This window comes from Paracoccus aminophilus JCM 7686, assembly GCF_000444995.1.
Lineage (GTDB): Bacteria > Pseudomonadota > Alphaproteobacteria > Rhodobacterales > Rhodobacteraceae > Paracoccus > Paracoccus aminophilus.
The window spans coordinates 2,755,929-2,775,624 of sequence record NC_022041.1 but is presented as its reverse complement, the minus strand read 5'-3'; the positions used below and the strand labels follow the sequence as shown (position 1 = coordinate 2,775,624).

At 65.4% G+C, this 19,696-nt stretch carries 19 protein-coding genes; 9 read left to right on the top strand and 10 right to left on the bottom strand.

The genetic code is table 11. The features are described from left to right. Nucleotides 1–33 precede the first annotated feature (33 nt). Nucleotides 34–1,356, top strand: a complete 1,323-nt coding sequence (locus JCM7686_RS13545; protein ID WP_020951377.1) for an outer membrane protein assembly factor BamB family protein — start codon at nucleotides 34–36, stop codon at nucleotides 1,354–1,356. Further along, nucleotides 1,353–2,831, top strand: a complete 1,479-nt coding sequence (gene der / locus JCM7686_RS13540) for a ribosome biogenesis GTPase Der (protein WP_020951376.1) — start codon at nucleotides 1,353–1,355, stop codon at nucleotides 2,829–2,831. The genes JCM7686_RS13545 and der overlap by 4 nt, the downstream gene beginning before the upstream one ends. Nucleotides 2,832–2,867: 36 nt before the next feature. Here der and JCM7686_RS23535 read toward each other — a convergent pair whose 3' ends face one another. The 3 genes from JCM7686_RS23535 to JCM7686_RS13525 form a co-directional block, all read right to left on the bottom strand. Further along, on the bottom strand, nucleotides 2,868–3,728 hold the full coding sequence (locus JCM7686_RS23535; RefSeq protein WP_148292628.1) for a hypothetical protein: 861 nt from the start codon (nucleotides 3,726–3,728) through the stop codon (nucleotides 2,868–2,870). Nucleotides 3,729–3,920: 192 nt separating this feature from the next. Further along, the gene (gene serS, locus JCM7686_RS13530) at nucleotides 3,921–5,213 is read right to left on the bottom strand and encodes a serine--tRNA ligase (RefSeq protein WP_020951374.1); all 1,293 of its coding nucleotides are present in this window, start codon (nucleotides 5,211–5,213) and stop codon (nucleotides 3,921–3,923) included. A gap of 133 nt (nucleotides 5,214–5,346) precedes the next feature. Beyond that, complete coding sequence (locus JCM7686_RS13525; protein WP_020951373.1) at nucleotides 5,347–5,727, bottom strand: thioredoxin family protein; 381 nt, start codon at nucleotides 5,725–5,727, stop codon at nucleotides 5,347–5,349. A gap of 178 nt (nucleotides 5,728–5,905) precedes the next feature. On the opposite strand from JCM7686_RS13525, the gene meaB reads away from it, so the two are divergent. The 5 genes from meaB to JCM7686_RS13500 all read left to right on the top strand — a co-directional run bounded on the left by meaB (nucleotide 5,906) and on the right by JCM7686_RS13500 (nucleotide 8,996). Then, a complete protein-coding gene (meaB, locus tag JCM7686_RS13520; protein WP_020951372.1) occupies nucleotides 5,906–6,871 on the top strand; it encodes a methylmalonyl Co-A mutase-associated GTPase MeaB in 966 nt (321 codons plus the stop codon). Between the two features lie 3 nt (nucleotides 6,872–6,874). Further along, the gene (locus tag JCM7686_RS13515) at nucleotides 6,875–7,510 is read left to right on the top strand and encodes a methylated-DNA--[protein]-cysteine S-methyltransferase (protein WP_020951371.1); all 636 of its coding nucleotides are present in this window, start codon (nucleotides 6,875–6,877) and stop codon (nucleotides 7,508–7,510) included. Nucleotides 7,511–7,624: 114 nt separating this feature from the next. Then, a complete protein-coding gene (gene rpmB, locus JCM7686_RS13510; protein ID WP_020951370.1) occupies nucleotides 7,625–7,900 on the top strand; it encodes a 50S ribosomal protein L28 in 276 nt (91 codons plus the stop codon). Nucleotides 7,901–8,056: 156 nt separating this feature from the next. Beyond that, the gene (locus JCM7686_RS23530; RefSeq protein WP_020951369.1) at nucleotides 8,057–8,401 is read left to right on the top strand and encodes a hypothetical protein; all 345 of its coding nucleotides are present in this window, start codon (nucleotides 8,057–8,059) and stop codon (nucleotides 8,399–8,401) included. A gap of 28 nt (nucleotides 8,402–8,429) precedes the next feature. After that, entirely contained in the window at nucleotides 8,430–8,996 is a 567-nt protein-coding gene (locus JCM7686_RS13500; RefSeq protein ID WP_020951368.1) for a copper chaperone PCu(A)C, read from the top strand. Nucleotides 8,997–9,026: 30 nt separating this feature from the next. On the opposite strand, the gene JCM7686_RS13495 is transcribed toward JCM7686_RS13500, so the two are convergent. After that, nucleotides 9,027–9,677 carry a GDSL-type esterase/lipase family protein gene (locus JCM7686_RS13495; protein WP_020951367.1) on the bottom strand — a complete coding sequence of 217 codons (651 nt, stop codon included), beginning with the start codon at nucleotides 9,675–9,677 and terminating at the stop codon, nucleotides 9,027–9,029. Next, on the bottom strand, nucleotides 9,674–12,130 hold the full coding sequence (locus tag JCM7686_RS13490; RefSeq protein ID WP_020951366.1) for a heavy metal translocating P-type ATPase: 2,457 nt from the start codon (nucleotides 12,128–12,130) through the stop codon (nucleotides 9,674–9,676). The genes JCM7686_RS13495 and JCM7686_RS13490 overlap by 4 nt, the downstream gene beginning before the upstream one ends. A 463-nt stretch (nucleotides 12,131–12,593) precedes the next feature. Here JCM7686_RS13490 and JCM7686_RS13485 point away from each other — a divergent pair, with 463 nt between their 5' ends. Then, nucleotides 12,594–13,184 carry a L,D-transpeptidase gene (locus JCM7686_RS13485; protein ID WP_020951364.1) on the top strand — a complete coding sequence of 197 codons (591 nt, stop codon included), beginning with the start codon at nucleotides 12,594–12,596 and terminating at the stop codon, nucleotides 13,182–13,184. Nucleotides 13,185–13,192: 8 nt separating this feature from the next. After that, nucleotides 13,193–14,242, top strand: coding sequence for a tRNA 2-selenouridine(34) synthase MnmH (gene mnmH, locus JCM7686_RS13480; RefSeq protein ID WP_020951363.1), 1,050 nt, complete (start codon nucleotides 13,193–13,195; stop codon nucleotides 14,240–14,242). Here the strand turns inward: mnmH and JCM7686_RS13475 are convergent. Genes JCM7686_RS13475 through JCM7686_RS13455 form a run of 5 tightly spaced genes read right to left on the bottom strand, consistent with a single transcriptional unit; the run spans nucleotide 14,239 to nucleotide 19,676 of the window. Then, complete coding sequence (locus tag JCM7686_RS13475) at nucleotides 14,239–15,045, bottom strand: purine-nucleoside phosphorylase (protein ID WP_020951362.1); 807 nt, start codon at nucleotides 15,043–15,045, stop codon at nucleotides 14,239–14,241. The genes mnmH and JCM7686_RS13475 overlap by 4 nt on opposite strands. Beyond that, a complete protein-coding gene (locus tag JCM7686_RS13470) occupies nucleotides 15,029–15,994 on the bottom strand; it encodes an ABC transporter permease (protein WP_020951361.1) in 966 nt (321 codons plus the stop codon). Before JCM7686_RS13470 ends, JCM7686_RS13475 begins: the two co-directional genes overlap by 17 nt. Nucleotides 15,995–15,997: 3 nt before the next feature. Next, on the bottom strand, nucleotides 15,998–17,089 hold the full coding sequence (locus JCM7686_RS13465; protein ID WP_020951360.1) for an ABC transporter permease: 1,092 nt from the start codon (nucleotides 17,087–17,089) through the stop codon (nucleotides 15,998–16,000). Beyond that, nucleotides 17,089–18,687 (bottom strand): ABC transporter ATP-binding protein, encoded by a 1,599-nt coding sequence (locus tag JCM7686_RS13460; protein WP_020951359.1) that lies wholly within the window; start codon nucleotides 18,685–18,687, stop codon nucleotides 17,089–17,091. Before JCM7686_RS13460 ends, JCM7686_RS13465 begins: the two co-directional genes overlap by 1 nt. Then, a complete protein-coding gene (locus JCM7686_RS13455) occupies nucleotides 18,687–19,676 on the bottom strand; it encodes a BMP family lipoprotein (protein ID WP_020951358.1) in 990 nt (329 codons plus the stop codon). Before JCM7686_RS13455 ends, JCM7686_RS13460 begins: the two co-directional genes overlap by 1 nt. Nucleotides 19,677–19,696 lie beyond the last annotated feature (20 nt).

The following is a 19,696-nucleotide window of genomic DNA, read 5'->3' as shown; positions in this document are numbered from 1 at the left end:
CAAGCGGACAAGACGCCGAGAGAGGAGACAGTGATGACGAGGTTCCCCCTGATCGCCTTGTTGGCAGGGACCGTCGCCCTTGCAGGATGCAACCAGCGCGAGCTCATCCTGCCCGGCCAGCGGCTTGATCCGCGTGCGGTCTTTTCGCCCGACGGCCCTCCGATCGAAGGCAGCCAGGGCCCGACCACGGCGGCGCTGTCGCTGCCGGCGGTGCGCGGCAATGCTGACTGGACCAATGTCGGCGGCAATCCGGCCCATTTCATTGGCAATGTCGCCATCGGTCAGGGCACCAATCTCGCCTTTGCCGCCAATATCGGGCAGGCCTCGGACCGCCGTCACCGCATCACTGCCGATCCGATCGTCGGTGGCGGGCTCGTCTATACGCTGGACAGCCGCGCGCGCGTGACCGCGACCATGACCTCGGGCCAACCCGCCTGGAGCCAGAATATCGCTGATCCCGGCGAGATCGGTGACAGCATCTCGGGCGGCGGCATCGCCTATGAGGGCGGGCGCGTCTTTGTCACCACCGGCTATGGCGAGGTCGTCGCGCTCGACGCCCGTAGCGGTGGCGTGATCTGGCGCCAAAAGGTCGAGGCGCTGACCAGCGGCGCGCCGACGGTCGCCGATGGTGTGGTCTATATCGCGGCGCGCAACGCGACCGGCTGGGCGATCCGCGCCTCGGACGGCCGGGCCTTGTGGCAAGTCGGCGGCAACCTCGCCGTCGCGGGCGTCATGGGCGCCTCGTCGCCCGCGGTCTCGGGCAAGACGGTGGTCTTCCCCTTCGCCTCGGGCCAGCTCATCGCGGTCGATACTGCAACCGGCCAGCAGCTGTGGACGGCGCAGGTCGCGGGCAGCCGCAAGGGCCGCTCGATCGGGCTTTTGCGCGACATGACCGGCGATCCGGTGATCGTCGGCAACCGCGTCTATGCCGGGACCTCTTCGGGGCGCATTGCCGCCTTCGATCTCGCGACCGGCGTCGAGGTCTGGAACTCGCGCAATGGCGCGATGAACCCGCCGCTCGTGGCCGGGAACTCGATTTTCGCGATCTCGGATGAATCCCAGCTTGTGCGCATCGATGCGGCCAATGGCGCGACCGTCTGGTCGGTCGACCTGCCGCAGTTCACGACCGCCAAAGTCAAGAAACAAGCCAAGGTCTACGCCCATTTCGGGCCGGTCCTTGCAGGCAGCAAGCTTTATGTCGCGTCTTCGGATGGCAAGCTGCGCATCTTCAGTCCCGCCAACGGCGCGCTTCTGGGCGAGGTCAACCTGCCCGCCGGCGCTTCGGCCGATCCCGTGGTGGCGGGCCAAACCCTCTATGTCGTGACTGAGTCCGGCCAACTGATTGCATATAGATGAGCTTTACCCTCGCCATTGTCGGGCGGCCGAATGTCGGCAAGTCCACCCTGTTCAACCGCCTCGTGGGCAAGCGTCTGGCGCTGGTCGATGACCAGCCCGGCGTGACCCGCGACCTGCGCGAAGGGCAGGGCCGTCTGGGCGATCTGCGCTTCATCGTCGTCGATAGCGCGGGTCTCGAGATGGTCGAGGACGACAGTCTTCAAGGCCGGATGCGCCGCCTGACCGAACGTGCCGTCGAAGAGGCCGATGTCTGCCTGTTCGTCATCGACGCGCGCGTTGGTGTGACCGCAGCGGATGAATATTTCGCCGAGCTTCTGCGCCGCCGCGCCAAGAACGTCATCCTCGCCGCCAACAAGGCCGAGGGTCGCGCCGGTGAGGCGGGTGCGCTTGAAGCCTATGCGCTTGGTCTGGGCGAGCCTTTGCGGATCTCGGCCGAACATGGCGAGGGCATGGACGATCTCTACCGCGTTCTGCTGCCGCTGGCCGATCAGTTCGAGGCCGAGAACGTCCAGCAAGTGCCGGAAACCGATGTCGAGATCGCCGAAGATGCTGGCGATGACGAGGATGACGAAAGCTGGAAGCCCTCGCTCGAAAAGCCGCTGCAGCTTGCGGTGATCGGTCGCCCGAATGCCGGAAAATCGACGCTGATCAACAAGATCATCGGCGAGGATCGTCTGCTCACCGGCCCCGAGGCCGGGATCACCCGCGATTCGATCTCGGTGTCGGCGACGTTCATGGGCACGCCGATGCGGATCTTCGACACCGCCGGGATGCGCAAACGGGCGCGTGTGACCGATAAGCTCGAAAAGCTCTCGGTCGCTGACGGGCTGCGCGCCGTGCGCTTTGCCGAGGTCGTGGTCGTGCTTCTCGACGTGGATATTCCGTTCGAGCAGCAGGATCTGCGCATTGCCGATTTCGCCGAGACCGAGGGCCGCGCCGTCGTGATCGCCGCGAACAAATGGGATCTCGAAGAAGAGAAGGCCGAGAAGCTCAAAGAGCTGCGCGAGGCCTTTGAGCGCCTGCTGCCCCAGCTCAAAGGGGCGCCGCTGGTGACGGTTTCGGCCAAGACCGGCAAGGGGCTCGACCGGCTGCACAATGCCATCATCAAGGCCCATGAGGTCTGGAACCGCCGGGTTTCGACGGCACGGCTGAACCAATGGCTGAACGCCATGACCGAAGCCCATCCGCCGCCGGCTCCGGGCGGGCGCCGCATCCGCCTGCGCTATATGACGCAGGTCAAGACCCGGCCCCCGGCCTTTGTCGTGATGGCGACCCATACCGACAAGCTGCCCGATGCCTATGCGCGGTATCTCGTGAATGGGCTGCGTCAGGACTTTGACCTGCCGGGCACGCCGATCCGCTTCACCTTCCGCGATCAGGGCGTGAAAAACCCGTTCAAGGACAAGGCCAACAAGATCAACCAATCGGGCGCTTTGTCCAAGCACAAGATCCGGCAAAAGCCGAAAGGCACCTGATCCGGGCTTTAGATCGGGGGGCTTGGCTCTGGGATCTCAGGTCGAGACCCGGACCAGCGCCACACCGACAAAGGTGATCGCCAGCGCGGCTGCGGTGGCGATCGTCGCATCGGTCTCCATCGTTGCCAAGGCAATTCCGAACAGCCCCCAAATCACGGTTGCGCTGAAGCCAAAAGGCGAGCCGAGGTGCAGCTGGATATTGGCGGAGGCGACCGCGCAGATCAGCAGCGCAACCAAAGCCGAGAGCGTGCCCGACGTGCCGAGATCGCGCTCAAGCAGGGTTGCGAAAGCGGCGCAGGTCATCACCATCGCCCAGCCCGCCAGAATGCCAAGCGTGGTGCTGGTGCGCGCGGGAACCGGCCCGGACGGCCGCGCCAAAGCCGCGCCAAGCAGGGTCGCCAGCATCAACGCCGCCAGAAGAAAGCCGACTACGGCATGGCCGGGAAAGACCCAAGGCCAAACCGCCGCCGCCGCCAGCCCGATCAGAAGCGACCAGCTTTCCAGCGGGCGGACATCTTGCTCAGAGGAATGGGGGGCAGAGACCCGTCGCGCAGCCATCGACGCCTCGTCATCTATCTGCGCAAACCCTATATGATCGCCCAAAGCGGTGCGCTCGGGGGGATCGGTCCTGATCCAATCCTCGTCGGGCCAATCGCGACGCGCTGCGGCATCCGAGGCCTGCGGCGCCGGGCGCGAGATCCAGCCCCCGAAATGCAGGAAATAGGCCAGCGCCGCCGCCCAAGCAACAAGGGCAAAGCTCCAGAAGATCGGACCACGCGGCTTCAGAAACAGCTCTGACAGGGCCAAGGGCACGCCCGCCTCCGCATCCTCGCTCAACATGGTTTCGCGCAGGATCATCGCATCAGGTGGTGTGGCGATCGTCGATTGATCCGCCATGCTCTGAGCAAGGGGCGTCTCTGAAATGGCATAGACCAACCCGCTGCCGATAAAGAGGCAGAGACCGAGCAACAACAGGATAAGAACGAGATGACGCATACCGGGCCAACGCCGGGCCCGAGATGAAGTTTCCAGATGGCGGGCGGCAGATGCGAAAATGCCTGCCGCCCGAAATCTTGTCAGGCGATCTTGTCAGGCGAGCTTGCCGTCCGCGCCCAGACGGGTCTTGCCGCCGAGATAGGGATGAAGCGCCGCGGGCAACTCGACCGAGCCATCGGCTTGCTGGCCGTTTTCCAAAACCGCGATCAGCGCACGGCCAACCGCAAGCCCCGAGCCGTTCAGCGTGTGAACAAACTCCGGCTTGCCGCCGCCTTCCGGGCGATAGCGCGCATTCATCCGCCGCGCCTGGAAATCGCCGCAATAGCTCACCGAGCTGATCTCGCGGTATTTGTCCTGACCGGGCAGCCAGACCTCGAGGTCATGGGTGATGCGCGCGCCAAAGCCCATATCGCCGGTGCAGAGCACGATGGTTCGATAGGGCAGGCCCAGACGCTCGAGCACCGCCTGCGCGCAATCGGTCATGCGGCCATGCTCGGCCACCCCGGTTTCGGCATCGGTGATCGAGACCATCTCGACCTTCTCGAACTGGTGCTGACGCAGCATCCCCGCCGTGTCACGCCCGGCGCTGCCCGCTTCCGAGCGGAAGCACTGGCTATGGGCGACCATGCGGCGCGGCAGGCTGGCATGTTCGACGAGATCGCCATGAACCGTATTCGTCAGCGTCACTTCCGAAGTCGGGATCAGCCACCAACCCTCGCGGGTCTGGTAGCTGTCCTCGCCGAATTTCGGCAATTGCCCGGTGCCGAGCATCATGTCCGACAGAACCAGGACCGGGGTCCAGGTCTCTTCCAGCGCGTGATCGGTGATATGCAGATCGATCATGAACTGCGCGAGCGCACGGTGAATACGGGCAACCCCGCCCTTAAGGACGACAAAGCGTGCCCCCGACAGCTTGGCGGCGGTCTCGAAATCCATGCCCGCCTTGACGCCCGCGATCTCGAAATGCTCGACCGGAGTGAAGTCCAAGCCGCGCGGCTCGCCCCAACGCCGGATCTCGACATTGTCATTCTCGTCCTTGCCGACCGGAACTGTCTCCAAGGGCGCATTGGGCAGGCCCATCAACAGCTCGCGCAGCTGTTCGTCCAGCGCGGCGGCCTCGGCCTGCAGCGACGCGGTTTCGTCTTTCTTGGCGCTGACCAAGGCGCGCAGACGTTCGAACTCGGCCTCATCGCCACGTCCCTTGGCGGCACCGGCTTCCTTGCTTGCCTTGTTCTGCTCGGCCTGCGCCGCTTCGGCATGGGCAATCCGGCCGCGACGATCGGCGTCAAGCGACAGGATCGATGAGGACAAAGGCTCCAGCCCACGGCGCGTCAGTGCCGTATCAAAAGCTGTGGGGTTCTCGCGAATGGCGCGGATATCGTGCATAAAATGCCTCCTTTTCGAGCCCTGTCCAGACATCGCCCGGCCCCTGCCGGACTGCGACCTGCCATAGCGCAAGCCGGACACGGGGGAAAGCTGTCTCGCCGAGGCCGGGGCCTTTTCCCGAAAGGGCGTGGCCTCAGCCCCGCAACAGACCGGCCGAGCGCAAAAGCCCGCGCAAAGCCAGCCGGAAACTGTCAGGCCCGTCATAGCCGATCAAACGGTCGATCTCCTGGCCGTCGCGCAGCAGGATGAAGGTCGGCGTGCGGTCCGGGCGCGCCCCGATCACCAGCCCATCGGGCCAAGGCCCGTCCAGATCGACCTCCGCTACCGGGGCAATCCGCCCTAAGGTCGAGCTCGCATAGCCCGGCCCGACCTCGCGCCGCCAGGCCGCGCAAAAGGGACAACCGCGCGAGACCACCATGAGCAGCCGCACCCCGCGCGACAGCGGCGCCCCGGCAAAAGCGGGCGCGGCAATCAGCCCTGCGCCAAGCGCCAGAAATCCCCGCCTGCCGATCATCTCCAAGCCCCCTCTGCGCCCCCATCTGCTGTCCGTTGTCCTAGGCCGCGCGGAGAGCCCGCGCAAATCACGCCCGCGTGCCATCTCAGACCTTCGCGGCGTTTACTTGTCTTTCATGCTTAAATATCCACGGGGGTGCGGGGGCAGTCAGCCCCCGCGGGACTGCGAGAGGGGATGAATGGACGAGCTGACCTCAGGCATTGTCGCCGGAAACCGCCGCGCCTTGTCACGCGCCATCACTTTGGTCGAGAGCAGCCGCAGCGATCATCGCGCCCGCGCGGTGGCGCTTCTGTCCGAGTTGCCCGACCGCAAGGCGCTGCGCATTGGCCTTTCGGGCACGCCGGGCGTTGGCAAATCGACCTTCATTGAGGCGTTCGGCAAACTCTTGACCGGGCAGGGGCTCAAGGTCGCGGTTCTGGCGGTCGATCCCTCTTCAACGCGCTCGGGCGGCTCGATTCTCGGCGACAAGACCCGGATGGAGCTGCTGTCGCGCGATCCCAATGCCTTCATCCGCCCCTCGCCCTCGCAGGCCGAGCTCGGCGGCGTCGCGCGCCGCACCCGCGAGGCGGTGCGTCTGTGCGAGGCTGCGGGCTTTGACATCATCCTGATCGAGACCGTCGGCGTTGGCCAATCCGAGACGCTGGTCGCGGAAATGTCGGATCTTTTCATCCTGCTGCTCGCGCCTGCGGGTGGAGATGAGCTGCAAGGCGTCAAGCGCGGCATCATGGAGATCGCCGATCTCATTTTGGTCAACAAGGCCGATGGTGATCTGCTGCTGACCGCGCGCCGCACGGTTGCCGATTATGCCGGTGCCCTGCGGCTTATGCGCAAGCGCGCCTATGATCCGCCGGAATTTCCCAAAGCGGTTCCGGTCTCGGCCTATACCGGAGACGGGCTTGAAAAGGCTTGGGAAAACATGGGCTATCTCGCCAATTGGCGTCGCGAGCATGGTCATTTCGACCGCCGCCGCGCCGAACAGGCCCGCCATTGGTTTCTGGCTGAGCTGCGCGCGGGCCTCCTTGCCCGGCTCGAAGAACCCACGACCCGGCAAGAGCTTCACCGGCTTGGCGATGCCGTCGCGCGGGGCGAGATCAGCCCTGGCCATGCGGCCTCGCAGATGCTGGAGCAGCTCGGGCAAGGCTGATCCATGCCCTCCACCCGCGACAATTGCGACGATCCGCATCTGGCGGCTGCTCCGCTTGATCTGGCCAGCTACCTCGCCGGGCTTTCGCCTCATGCCGGGGCCGAGCCGCTCTGTGCCGCCGAGCTTGCGACCCCGCTTGGCATGATGATCGCGGTCGCGGATGCGGCCTGCCTGCATCTTCTCGAATTCGCCGACCGCAAGGCGCTGCCCGCCTCGCTCGCCCGGCTGGCGCGGCAGGCTCCGCTTCGGATCGGGCGCAATCGGCTGATCGACGAGCTGGCGCTGTGGCTCGCGCGCTATTTCAATGCCGAGCCGGTTTTCGCCCCGAAGGCCCCGCCCGTGCCTCTCTCCGCGCAGGGCACGCCCTTTCAGCACGAGGTCTGGCGCGGGCTTCAGGCGATCCCGGCGGGCGCGCGCCGCAGCTATGGCGATTTCGCGGCCGGGATCGGCCATCCCGAGGCGGTTCGGGCCGTGGCTGCGGCAAATGCGGCGAACCGGATCGCGATTCTGATTCCCTGTCATCGCCTTGTTGCACGGGGTGGTGCATTGACGGGATATGGCGGAGGAATCTGGCGCAAACAGCATTTGCTTGCGCTCGAGGCCCGTGCCGCTGCCAGCAAATGCGGCGAATCTGCTTGACGCCCCGGGTGCGACACTCTATTTCAGCCGGACAGATTTCCGGGCGCTGCCTCGCGGCGCCTTTTCATATTGCGGGCTCCCGCCCGTCCAGAATCGAAACGAAGGAACACGAACATGTCGCGCGTTTGCGAACTGACCGGCAAGGGCCCGATGAGCGGGAACAACGTTAGCCACGCCAACAACAAAACCCGCCGCCGCTTCCTGCCGAACCTCAACGATGTCTCGCTGATTTCGGACAAACTCGGCCGCACCTACTCGCTGCGCATCTCGGCTGCGGCGCTGCGCTCGGTCGATCACCGTGGCGGCCTTGACGCTTTCCTCGCGAAAGCCAGCGACAACGAGCTTTCGGATCGTGCGCTGAAAATCAAGCGCGAGATCGCCAAAGCCTGAATTCCTGCTCCGGACTGCCATCCGGCGTAGATCTGCGAAACCCCGTCTTTGTGGCGGGGTTTTTGCTTTTGTGCCAAGGGGTTGTGAACGCGGCCCACCCTCGGGTGCGACATCAGGGCTGGTGCGCGCGCGGGGCAGGGGGCATAGACTGATGCGATGATGCAAGGCTTGCGCTTTTTCCTGATTCTGATGCTGGTCCTGACCGGCCAGACCTTGGCCGCCGCGCGCGGTCAGGCGCAGATCGCGGGCGAGATCGTGCTGTGTCAGGGCGAAGTCGCCCGCGTCGTTACGGTCGATGCCGAGGGCAAGCCGGTCAAGCGCGTGACGCTTTGTCCGGATATGGCGACCTCGTTGATGTCTGGGCTTACGCTAGACGCGCCTGCTCTCAGGCGCGCGGATCTGCACCGTCTTGCGCTGCCGGATCGCCGTGTCTGGCTGGGAACGGGACGTTCGGCTCCGGCGTTTTCTGCGCGGGATCCGCCGGAGGGCCTCCTTCTCTGAACGCAACCTCAGACATCGGGAGATACCCATGAAAACCCTGATCACCGCCGCGAGCGTCGCGGCCCTGCTGCCCCTCGCAGCTTTCGCCCAATCGACCGAGGCCCCCGCAGCGGCGGCCAAGGCCCTGCCGGGATTCGGCGCGAATAGTGACATTTCGGTCAGCGACGGCTATGCCCGCACGACTGGCAAAGGCAGCGGCTCGGGCTATGCCCATCTGCAGAACCGCTCTGACCGGGAATGCCACCTGAACGGCGTGACCTCGACGGCGGCGGCGCGGACCGAACTTCATACCAACCGCGAAGACGACGGCGTGATGAAGATGGAAAAGGTTGAGCAAATCACGCTGGCGCCGGGCGGCGAGGATGGTCTGACGCGCGGCGGCAACCATGTCATGTTCACCGGCTTTCACCAGAAATTCGTCGAGGGGGACCAGATCCCGCTGACGCTCGATTTCGGCGATTGCGGCACGGTGGCGATCACTCTGCCCGTCGACAACCGGCGCGCGCCCGAAGCGAGCGGCGCGGCAGGGATGGACCATTCCGCGATGGATCATTCTGGAACCGAACAGTCCGGCACCGAGCATAGCGGCCACTGATCGCGCATGACAATTGCGACGCGACCGGGGTCAGTTGGCCCGGGTCGCGTCAATCAGCCGGGCGACGGCGGGGCCAAGTTCCTGCGTGACGACCAGGCGAACGCCCTGTTTCGACAGATGCACGCCGTCCTTTTGCAACAGCGAGCGCCGCGCCTCGTCCAAAGGCACGGCCCAAAGCGGCGCGTAAAGATCGGGCAGCAGCAAGACCTCGTGGCGGGCCGCCAGCCGGTCCCACATCTCGCGCACCGCGGCGCCCGAGGTTTTCGTGAAGCCCTCGGGCGGCGTAATCCCCACCAGGAGCACAGGACGCCCCTTGGCCTTGGCTTGGGTGATGATCGCATCGAGGTTCTTTTCGATGTCGCGGATCTTCCAGCCCATGATCAGATCATTGCCGCCAAGTTCGACGATGACGGCGTCAGCGCCTTCGCGCAGCGACCAGCCGATGCGGACGCGCCCGCCATAGGTCGTGTCGCCGGAAAGCCCCGCATTGACCAGATCGGCCTTGTACCCGTGGCGCTTAAGCCAGCGGTTAAGCTCGGGCACCAGCCCATCGTCAGGGCCCAAGCCATAGCCCTCGGTGATGCTGTCACCGAAGGCCAGGATCCGGGGCGTCTCGGCCAAGGCCTGCGCCGCCAGCACCGCTGCCAGCGCAAAGCCAAGAAGGGCGCGGACAAACCTCATCCGGCGCGTCTCAGCCGCAGGGCGTTCGTCACGACGAAGACCGAGGACAGAGCCATCGCGCCCGCCCCGAGCATCGGCGAGAGCTGCGGCCCGCCGAAGGGCACGAGCACGCCCATCGCCACCGGGATCAGCGCGACGTTATAGCCGAACGCCCAGAAGAGGTTTTGGCGGATGTTGCGCATGACCGCGCGGCTCAGATCGACGGCGCGCACCACGCCCGAAGGATCGCCGCCGACCAGCACGACCTCGGCCGATTCGATGGCGACATCGGTCCCGGTGCCAATGGCGATGCCGGTCTCCGCACCCGCAAGCGCAGGGGCGTCATTGATGCCGTCGCCGACAAAGACCGTGCCGCGCCCGAGCTCTTTGATCGCGGCAAGCTTGCCGTCGGGCAGCACGCCACCCATGACGCGGTCAATGCCAAGCTCGCGCCCGACCGCATCCGCCGTCGCCTGCGTATCGCCCGAGATCATCGCGGTTTTCAGCCCGAGCTTATGGAGGTTGCGAATGGTCTCGACCGCCTCGGGGCGGATCGGATCGGCGAGGCCCATGACGGCGACATGGCGGCCATCGACGGCGAGATGCACCGGGGTGGCAGCCTGCGCAGCCAAAGCCTCGGCTTTCGCGATCAGGGCAGGGACCGGGGTGATGCCAGCTTCTTCCAGCGCGGATTTGTTGCCGATGCGCAGGGCGCGGCCTTCGACCTCGGCGCTGAGACCGCGTCCGGTCGAGGTCTCGACCTTCTGTGGCGCGGGGAAGACGAGGCCCTCGGCGGTCGCAGCGGTCACGATCGCGGTTGCCAGAGGATGCTCAGACCGGCTTTCCGCCGAGGCGGCAAGGCGCAGGGCCTCGGCGCGGTCAAAGCCCTCGGTCACCAGATCGACCAGAGCGGGGCGGCCTTGGGTCAGCGTGCCGGTCTTGTCGAAGCCGACGATCTTGGCATCGGCTAGCCGTTGCAGCGCATCGCCGCGCCGGAAGAGGACGCCGAGTTCCGCGCCGCGTCCGGTGCCGACCATGATCGAGACCGGCACGGCAAGGCCCATCGCACAGGGGCAGGCAATGATCAGAACCGAGATCGCCGCGACGAAGGCGCTGCTCAGGGCAGGCGCGGGCGCGAAGATCAACCAAAGCGCGAAGGCCAGCAGCGCAAGCACCATGACCACCGGCACGAAGACCGCAGTGATCTTGTCGACCAGCGCCTGAACCGGCAGTTTCGCGGCCTGCGCATCCTCGACCATGCGGATGATCCGGGCGAGCGCGGTATCGCCGCCGGTCGCCGTGACGCGGAAGGTCAGCGCCGAGGTGCCGTTGACCGTGCCGCCGGTGACGGGATCGCCGGGGGTCTTCTCGACCGGCACCGGTTCTCCGGTCAGCATGGATTCGTCGATGAGACCACGCCCTTCGGTGACCAGACCATCAACGGCGACACGCTCTCCGGGTGCAAGCCGGACGAGATCGCCGGGCTTGAGATCGGCGACCGCGACGGTTTCCGGCTGGCCATTGGTTTCGCGCGTAGCGGTGGCGGGGGCGAGCTCGACCAGCTTGCGGATCGCGGCCCCGGCTTGTCCCTTGGCGCGCGCCTCAAGCCAGCGGCCCAGAAGGATCAGGGTCACGATGACGGCGGCGGATTCGTAATAGACATGCTGGGCATCCGCAGGCAGAAGCCCCGGCGCAAAGGTTGCGACCGCCGAGTATAGGAAAGCCGCGCCCGCGCCCAGAGCGACGAGGCTGTTCATCTCGGGCGCGCGGCGCAACAGCGCGGGAATGCCGACCGAGAAAAAGACGCGCCCCGGCCAGATCAGCACGGCGGCGGTCAGCAGGAACTCGACGATCCAGACCGTGCGCATGCCCACCGCGCCATAAATCCAGTGATGGAAGGCCGGAACCGCATGGCCGCCCATTTCGAGCAGGAAGACCGGCAGAGTCAGCGCCAGAGCGATCAGGAAATTGCGCCGGATCTGCAGCGCGGTGCCGCCATGGTCATGGCCCTGCGCATGGTGATGCGCGGGATCTTCAGATTTGACGTTGCTTTTATAGCCCTTGGCGGTGACGGCTTGCGCCAAGGCCTCGGGCAGAACCCCGGCATCATGGCTGATCGTCGCGGTCTGGGTCGCGAGGTTCACCACGGCCGAGCTGACGCCCGGCACCGCCGCCAAAGCCTTCTCGACCCGACCGACGCAAGAGGCACAGCTCATCCCGGCGACATCGAGCCGGGTTTCGCGCGGCGCTGCGGGATAGCCGAGCTTGGCCAAAGCCTCGGTCGCCTTGGGCAGAGCGGCGGCATCGTCCAGATGCAGATGTGCGCGCCCGGTCGCCAGATTGACGCGGGGATCGCGAATGCCCGGCACCGCCTTCAACGTCTTTTCAACGCGGTTGACGCAAGAGGCGCAGGTCATGCCGGTGACGGTCAGTTCGACCTCTTGCCCGGCGATATTGTCAGAAATGTCTTTCATATCCGTTACCTGTTCTGAAACTCGAGGAGAGAGCGGCAGAAGAGGTGAAGGGAGGCGCTTGCGGTCGAAGCGGCGCTTGCTGCGGCGCCTGTCGTTCAAACAGGCTTTGCAGGCGCGAGCGACCGGGATGGGGCACGTCGGCGACCAGAAGCGGGCGGAGTGACAGGGTCAGCCGCGCAAGCCTTGTGCGCGCGCCGATATGACAGCGGCACCGACGATCCCCGCGCGCACGGCACAGATGGGCCGGACGGGCAAGCGCGCGGCGGCCGCGATTGGGGCAGCTTGGCGCGCATTTCGGGCAGGAGGCGGTCATCGTGGTCATATTTCACTCCGATCAGGCCAGAATTAGTGCTCGCGCCGCCACGTTTCAAGCCAAGCTGCGGCCATAACGACGCTTTGAGTTGAAACAAACAAAACTTGGCGTTAGGCGAGGGCAAGAACACAAGAGATTGCAGGACAGGACATGAACCGTCGTCAGATTCTGATGCTTTCGGCCGGGCTGATCGCCATGCCGTCGATGCTTCTGGCTCAGCAGAAGCTTCCGACCCCGCCGAAAGCGCCCGCCGCCAAGGCCGCGCCCAAGGTCGATCCCTATGCGCCGACCGAAGTGGCGATTCGCCCCGATTTCGAGGTCGGCAGCATTGTCGTCGTCTCGAAGGATTACTTCCTTTATCACGTCGTCGCGCCGGGCCGCGCGATCCGCTATGGCGTCGCCGTCGGCAAGGCCGAGCTGGTGTGGCGTGGCAAGGCCACCGTTGGCCGCAAGACCGAATGGCCGAGCTGGACGCCCACGCCCGACATGATCAAGCGCAGCCCGAGCCATTATGCGAAATACGCAGATGGTATGCCGGGCGGCCCGGGCAACCCGCTCGGGGCGCGCGCGCTTTATCTGTATGACGCCAAGGGCAATGACACCGCGATCCGCATTCACGGCACGACCGAACCGAATTCGATCGGGCGTTCGGTCTCGAACGGCTGCATCCGGATGCGCAACGAGGCGGTGATGGATCTGTTCGAGCAGGTTCCGATCGGAACGCCGGTCTACGTCTACTGATTTCGGGGATGACCCTGAAATTGCAACAGGTGCTGGACCCCGCTTTGGCGGGGTTCGACACGATTATCGACGTGCGTGCGCCGTCGGAATATGCCGAGGACCATTTGCCCGGCGCGATCAACCTGCCCGTCCTGAACGATCAGGAGCGCGCGCAGGTCGGCACGATCTACAAGCAGATTTCCCCCTTCGATGCCCGCAAGCTCGGCGGCGCTCTGGTCGCGGCCAATGCGGCGCGCCATATCACCGAAAGCCTTGCCGACAAGCCGGGAAGCTGGCGGCCTCTGGTCTATTGCTGGCGCGGCGGGCAACGCTCGGGCTCTTTTGCGACGATCCTCAGCCAGATCGGCTGGCGCGTCGCCAAGATCGAGGGCGGCTATAAAAGCTGGCGCGGGCTGGTGGTCGACCGCGTCCAGAACGGGCCGCTCCCGTCGCCGGTGATCGTGCTTGACGGCAATACCGGTAGCGCCAAGACTGAGATCTTGCACATCCTTGCCGCGCGCGGCCATCAGGTTATCGACCTCGAAGGGCTCGCCCATCATCGCGGCAGTCTCTTTGGCGGGCGGGCCGAAGGGCAGCCCTCGCAAAAGATGTTCGAGGGGCGGCTGGCCTTGGCGATGGAGGCGCTTGACCCGACGCGACCGGTGCTGTTCGAGGCGGAAAGCTCGAAGGTTGGCGATCTCACGGTGCCGCGCGCGATCTGGAAGGCGCTGATCGCCGCGCCGCGTCTGCGGCTGGTCGTGCCGGTCGCGGAGCGTGCCCGCTATACCGCGCGCGCCTATGCCGATATGACCGCCGATCCCCAGCAGATCGCGGCGATCCTCGAGCGGCTGCGCGCGGTCCAATCGGGCGAGCGGATTGCCGCATGGCAGGCGCTCGCGCTTGCAGGCGAGTGGCAGAAGCTGTCTGAAGGGCTGATGCGCGATCATTACGATCCGCGCTATGACAGTCACCGCGCGCGCCATGACGATGGGCGCGGCGGGCAGGTCATGCTTGACGACCTGCGCGATCTCGACGCCGCCGCAAGCCGGGTCGAGGCGGCTTTGGCCCGGCTGGCTTAGGCCACGCCGTCCTTCAGGAAACGACGCAAGATGCGCTCGAGCTTGGCCGCGCCAAGGGGAGCCATGGCCTTGGTGTGCTCGTGGCTGATCGATTCATCGCTCAGCCCCGCGCCCATATTGGTGATGACCGAAATCGCGGCGGCACGCAGGCCGAGAAAGCGCGCCAGAATGATCTCGGGCACGGTCGACATGCCGACCGCATCGGCGCCAAGGATCCTGGCCGCGCGGATCTCGGCCGGGGTCTCGAAGGACGGGCCTGAAAACCAGCAATAGACCCCTTCGGGCAGCGGGATCTCCAGCGCGCGGGCCGCAGCCGTCAGCGCGGCGCGCAGGGCCGGGTCATGGGCCGCGGTCATCGGCACGAACCGCGCCTCGGAGGGCTCGCCGATCAGCGGATTGGTCCCGGCAAAGGCGATGTGGTCAGAGAGCAGCATCAGCGCGCCCGGCGGCAGATCCGCGCGCAGCGAGCCCGCCGCATTGGTCAGCAAAAGCTGTTCGGTCCCAAGTGCGGCCAGCACTTCGAGCGGCAGGCGCATGGCATCGGCGCGCCCCGATTCGTAGTAATGTGCCCGCCCGCCAAAGACCGCGACCCGCCGCCCTTCCAATGTGCCGATGGTGAGTTCCGGGACATGGCCCGAGACGCCCGCATGGGGAAAGCCCGGCAGCTCGGAATAGGGGATCGCGACGCCCTCGACCTGTGCTGCGAGATGGCCCAGCCCCGAGCCGAGGACGAGGCCGAATTTCGGGGGCTCGGCGCCGGCCCGGCTCTGGATCAACCGGGCAAGCTCAGCGCTCTTTGACATAGGGTTCTCCGCCCGCGCGCGGCGGGATGGCGCGGCCGACAAAGCCCGCAAGGATGATGATGGTCAGGATATAGGGCAAAGCGTTCATGAACATCGAGGGCACGGTGACTGGCCCGAGATTGAGGTCTGGGAAGCGGTTCGAGATCGCTTCCATCAGCCCGAACAGGAAGGTCGCGAAGAGCGCATACCACGGCCGCCATTTGGCAAAGATCAGCGCGGCGAGCGCGATATAGCCGCGCCCGGCGGTCATTTCCTTGACGAAACCGGCGGCGAGCGCGGTTGCGAGATAGGCGCCCGCCAGCCCGCAAAGAACGCCGCAGATCAGCACCGCCGCATAGCGGATGCGCGCGACCGAGATCCCGGCGGTGTCGACCGAGGCCGGGTTCTCGCCGACCGCACGCAGCCTGAGGCCAAAGCGCGTGCGGTAGAGCACCCACCAGGTCAGCGGCACGCAGAGGAAGGCGATATAGACGAGCACGGTCTGGCCCGAAATCACCTCGACATAGATCGGGCCGAGCACCGGGATTTTGCCGATGGTTTCGGTGAAGGGCAGGGTGATTTCCAAAAACCGCGCATTTCCGGACAGCTGCGGCGTGCGCCCGCCGAGCCCGAAGAGCTTCTGGCCCAGCAGCACAGTCAGGCCAGAGGCGAGGAAGTTGATCGCGACCCCGGAAATCAGCTGGTTTCCCCTGAGCGTGATCGAGGCGAGCCCATGGATCAGCGACATGCCAAGCGCGCCCGCGACCCCGGCGATCAGCCCAAGCCAGGCGCTGCCGGTGGCGAAGGCGACCGAGGCCGAGACGAAAGCCGCCATCAGCATCTTGCCCTCAAGCCCGATGTCGAAAATCCCGGCGCGCTCGGAATAAAGCCCGGCGAGGCAAGCGAAGAGCAGGGGCGTCATCAGCCGAACGGCGCTGTCGACGATTTGCAGGAGCGTTGCATAATCCATGGCTCAGCTCCCGTTCCGTCGCCGCGCGAACAGCCGCTCGAGCGGCATCCGCACCAGATTGTCGAGCGCGCCGGTAAAGAGGATGACCAGCGCCTGAATAACCGTGATCAGCTCGCGCGGGATCGAGGTCCAGAGCGCGAGCTCGCCGCCGCCCTGATAGAGAAAGCCGAAGAGCAACGCCGCCAGCAGCACGCCGAACGGATGGTTGCGCCCCATCAGCGCGACGGCAATGCCGATGAAGCCCGCGCCCTCGACCGAGTTCATCACCAGCCGCTGCGCCTCGCCCATGACATTGTTGACTGCCATCAGCCCGGCCAGACCGCCCGAGATCACCATGGCGATGATGGTGATGCGCACGGGCGAAATGCCGGCGTAAAGCGCGGCAGGCTCGGATTTGCCGAAAGCGCGGATCTCATAGCCCAGACGCGAGCGCCAGATCAGCAGCCAGACCCCGAGGCAGGCCAGAAGTGCCAGAGCCAGCGTGACGTTGACGGGGGTGTGCTGACCCCATTTCATGCCAAAGCTCGCCGCGATCTCCGAGATCGTCGGCAGATGGGTCGCGGCCGGGAAATTCGGCGTCGCCGGGTCCATGCTGCCGACCGGACGCAACAGATTGACCAGAATGTAATTCAGCAAGGCGGCGGCGATGAAGTTGAACATGATCGTCGTGATCACGATATGGCTGCCGCGTTTGGCCTGAAGCCAGGCCGGGATCAGCGCCCAGAAGGCGCCAAACGCCGCGCCAGCGCAGGCCGCTCCGATCAGTGCGAGCGACCAATGCGGCCAAGGGATGTAGAGGCAGGCCAAAGCCACGCCGAGCCCGCCAAGCGTCGCCTGACCCTCGCCGCCGATATTGAAGAGCCCGGCGTGATAGGCGACCGAAACCGCAAGCCCGGTAAAGATGAAATTCGTCGTGTAATAGAGCGTAAAGCCCCAGCCATAGCTCGATCCGAGCGCGCCGGTGACCATGACCTTGACCGCCTCCCAGGGGTTTTCCCCCAAGGCGAGGATGACGAGGCCCGAGATCAGGAAGGCCAGCGCCAGCGAGATCAGCGGCGTGAGCACGATATCCGCCCATTTCGGCATCTTTTCCATCAGGCGGGCACCTCGATCGGATCGCTTGGGATGATCCCGGCCATGAGGCAGCCAAGATCGGCCGAGCTGGTTTCGGCAGGCAGACGTTCGCCCATGATCCGGCCATCAAACATCACCGCGATCCTGTCTGAGAGCGAGCGGATTTCGTCCAACTCGACCGAAACGAGCAGGATGGCACTGCCGCGGTCGCGCAGCTCGACGATGCGTTTGTGGATGAATTCGATCGCGCCGATATCGACGCCGCGCGTGGGCTGACCGACCAGCAACAGATCGGGATTGCGCTCGATCTCGCGCGCGACGACCAGCTTTTGCTGGTTCCCGCCCGAGAAGTTCTTGGCGGCCAGCTCGGGATTGGGCGGGCGCACGTCGAAGCGCGCGATCTTGCCGGTCGCATCGCTTTGCATCGCCTTGTGGTCCATCAGCGCGCCCCGGCTGAATTCCGGCGCGTCCTGATAGCCGAAAGCGGTATCCTCCCAAGCGGCGAAATCCATGATCAGCCCTTCGCGTTGGCGATCCTCGGGGACATGGCCGATCGAGGCCGCCCGGCGGGCGCGGCCATTGGCTCCGGGCCCGGCCAGCGGCAGCGCCGTGCCGTTGACCCGGATCTCGCCAGAGAGCTTTGCTCCCGGCTCGCTATAGCCGCCGAGGATTTCCAGAAGCTGGGTCTGACCGTTGCCGCTGACCCCCGCGAGCCCGACGATCTCGCCGCGCCGGATGGTCAGATCGACATTGCGCAGCCGTTCGACCCCGTCGCGGTCGGTCATCGAAAGGCCGCGGATTTCGAGGACCGGCGCGCCGGGCTGAGCGGGCGCCTTCGGGACCTGAAGCAGCACTTTGCGCCCGACCATCAGCTCGGCAAGCTCGGTCGGAGAGGTCTCTGCGGTGCGCACCGAGGCCACCATCTCGCCGCGCCGCATGACCGAGACATTGTCGGTCACCTCCATGATTTCGCGCAGTTTATGGGTGATGAGGATGATGGTTTTGCCCTCATCGCGCAGCCCGCGCAGAATGCGAAACAGGTGATCGGCCTCGGCCGGGGTCAGCACGCCGGTCGGCTCATCAAGGATCAGGATATCGGCTTGGCGGTAGAGCGCCTTGAGGATCTCGACCCGTTGCTGATGGCCGACCGAAAGCTCCTCGATCAGCGCATCGGGATCGACCTGCAGCTCATATTCCGCCGCCAGCCGTTTCAGCTCGCCGCGCGCGCGCGACAGCGAGGGTCGCAAGAGCGCGCCGTCTTCGGCCCCGAGAATGATGTTTTCCAGCACGGTGAAATTCTGCACGAGCTTGAAATGCTGGAACACCATGCCGATGCCCGCGCGGATCGCGCTCTGACTATCGGTGATCGCGACCCTTTGGCCATTGATCAGGATCTCGCCCGAATCGGGACGGTAAAAGCCGTAGAGGATCGACATCAGCGTCGATTTCCCGGCCCCGTTCTCGCCGATAATGCCGTGGATCGTGCCGCGCGGGACGGCGAGGTCGATGTCCTTGTTGGCCTGAACCGGGCCGAAGGATTTCGAGATCGCGCGCAGCTCGATGGCATAACCCGCAGCCGCTGGACGCGACTGCGGACCCTCTCCGGGAGAGGCTGACATTACTGCACCGGGCAGGTGTTGTCGGTCAGATAGTCATGGGGCTTGATCGTGCCATCCTTGATGTCGGTCGCGGCCTTATCGACGGCGGCGGTCATCTCGGCGGTGATCAGGGGCTTGTTGTTGTCATCCATCGCCAGAGCGACGCCGTCCGATTTCAGGTTCATCTCGCGCGTGCCGGTCTGAAGCTCGGGGCCGGCCTTGAACGCGTCATAGACGGCATTGTCGACGCGCTTGACCATCGAGGTCAGCACCTGACCGGGATGAAGGTGGTTCTGGTTGCTGTCGACGCCGATCGAGAGGATGTTCATATCCGCCGCCGCTTGCAGCACGCCGATGCCGGTGCCACCCGCGGCCGCATAGATCACATCCGCGCCCTGCGATTTCTGCGCCTTGGCGAGCTCTGCGCCCTTCACCGGATCGTTCCAGGCGTTGGGGGTGGTGCCGGTGTAATTGATCAGCACCTTGGCATTCGGATTGGTCGCCTTCACGCCTTGGGCATAGCCGCATTCGAATTTGTGGATCAGCGGAATATCCATGCCCCCGATGAAGCCGACCGTCCCGGATTTCGAGGCGAGCGCCGCCAGCACACCGGCGAGATAGCTGCCCTCAGGCTCGGCAAAGACCACCGACTGGACGTTGGGTTGATCGACCTCGGTGTCGATGATCGCGAATTTCGTGTTCGGATAATCCGGCGCGACCTTGTTTAGCACCTCGCCAAAGGCAAAGCCGGTCATCACGATCGGATTGGCGCCGGTTTCGGCCAGACGGCGAAGCGCCTGTTCGCGCTGCGCCTCGGATTGCATTTCCAGCTCTTTGTAGCTGCCGCCGGTCTCGGCCTTCCAACGCTCCGCCCCCTGATAGGCAGCCTCGTTGAAGGATTTGTCGAATTTGCCGCCAAGGTCGAAGATCAAGGCGGGATCGGCCAGCGCGAGACCCGGCGCGATGCAAAGCGCGGCGGCGCCGGCGAGAAGGGACTTCATCAGGGACATGGCCTACCTCATTCTAACCA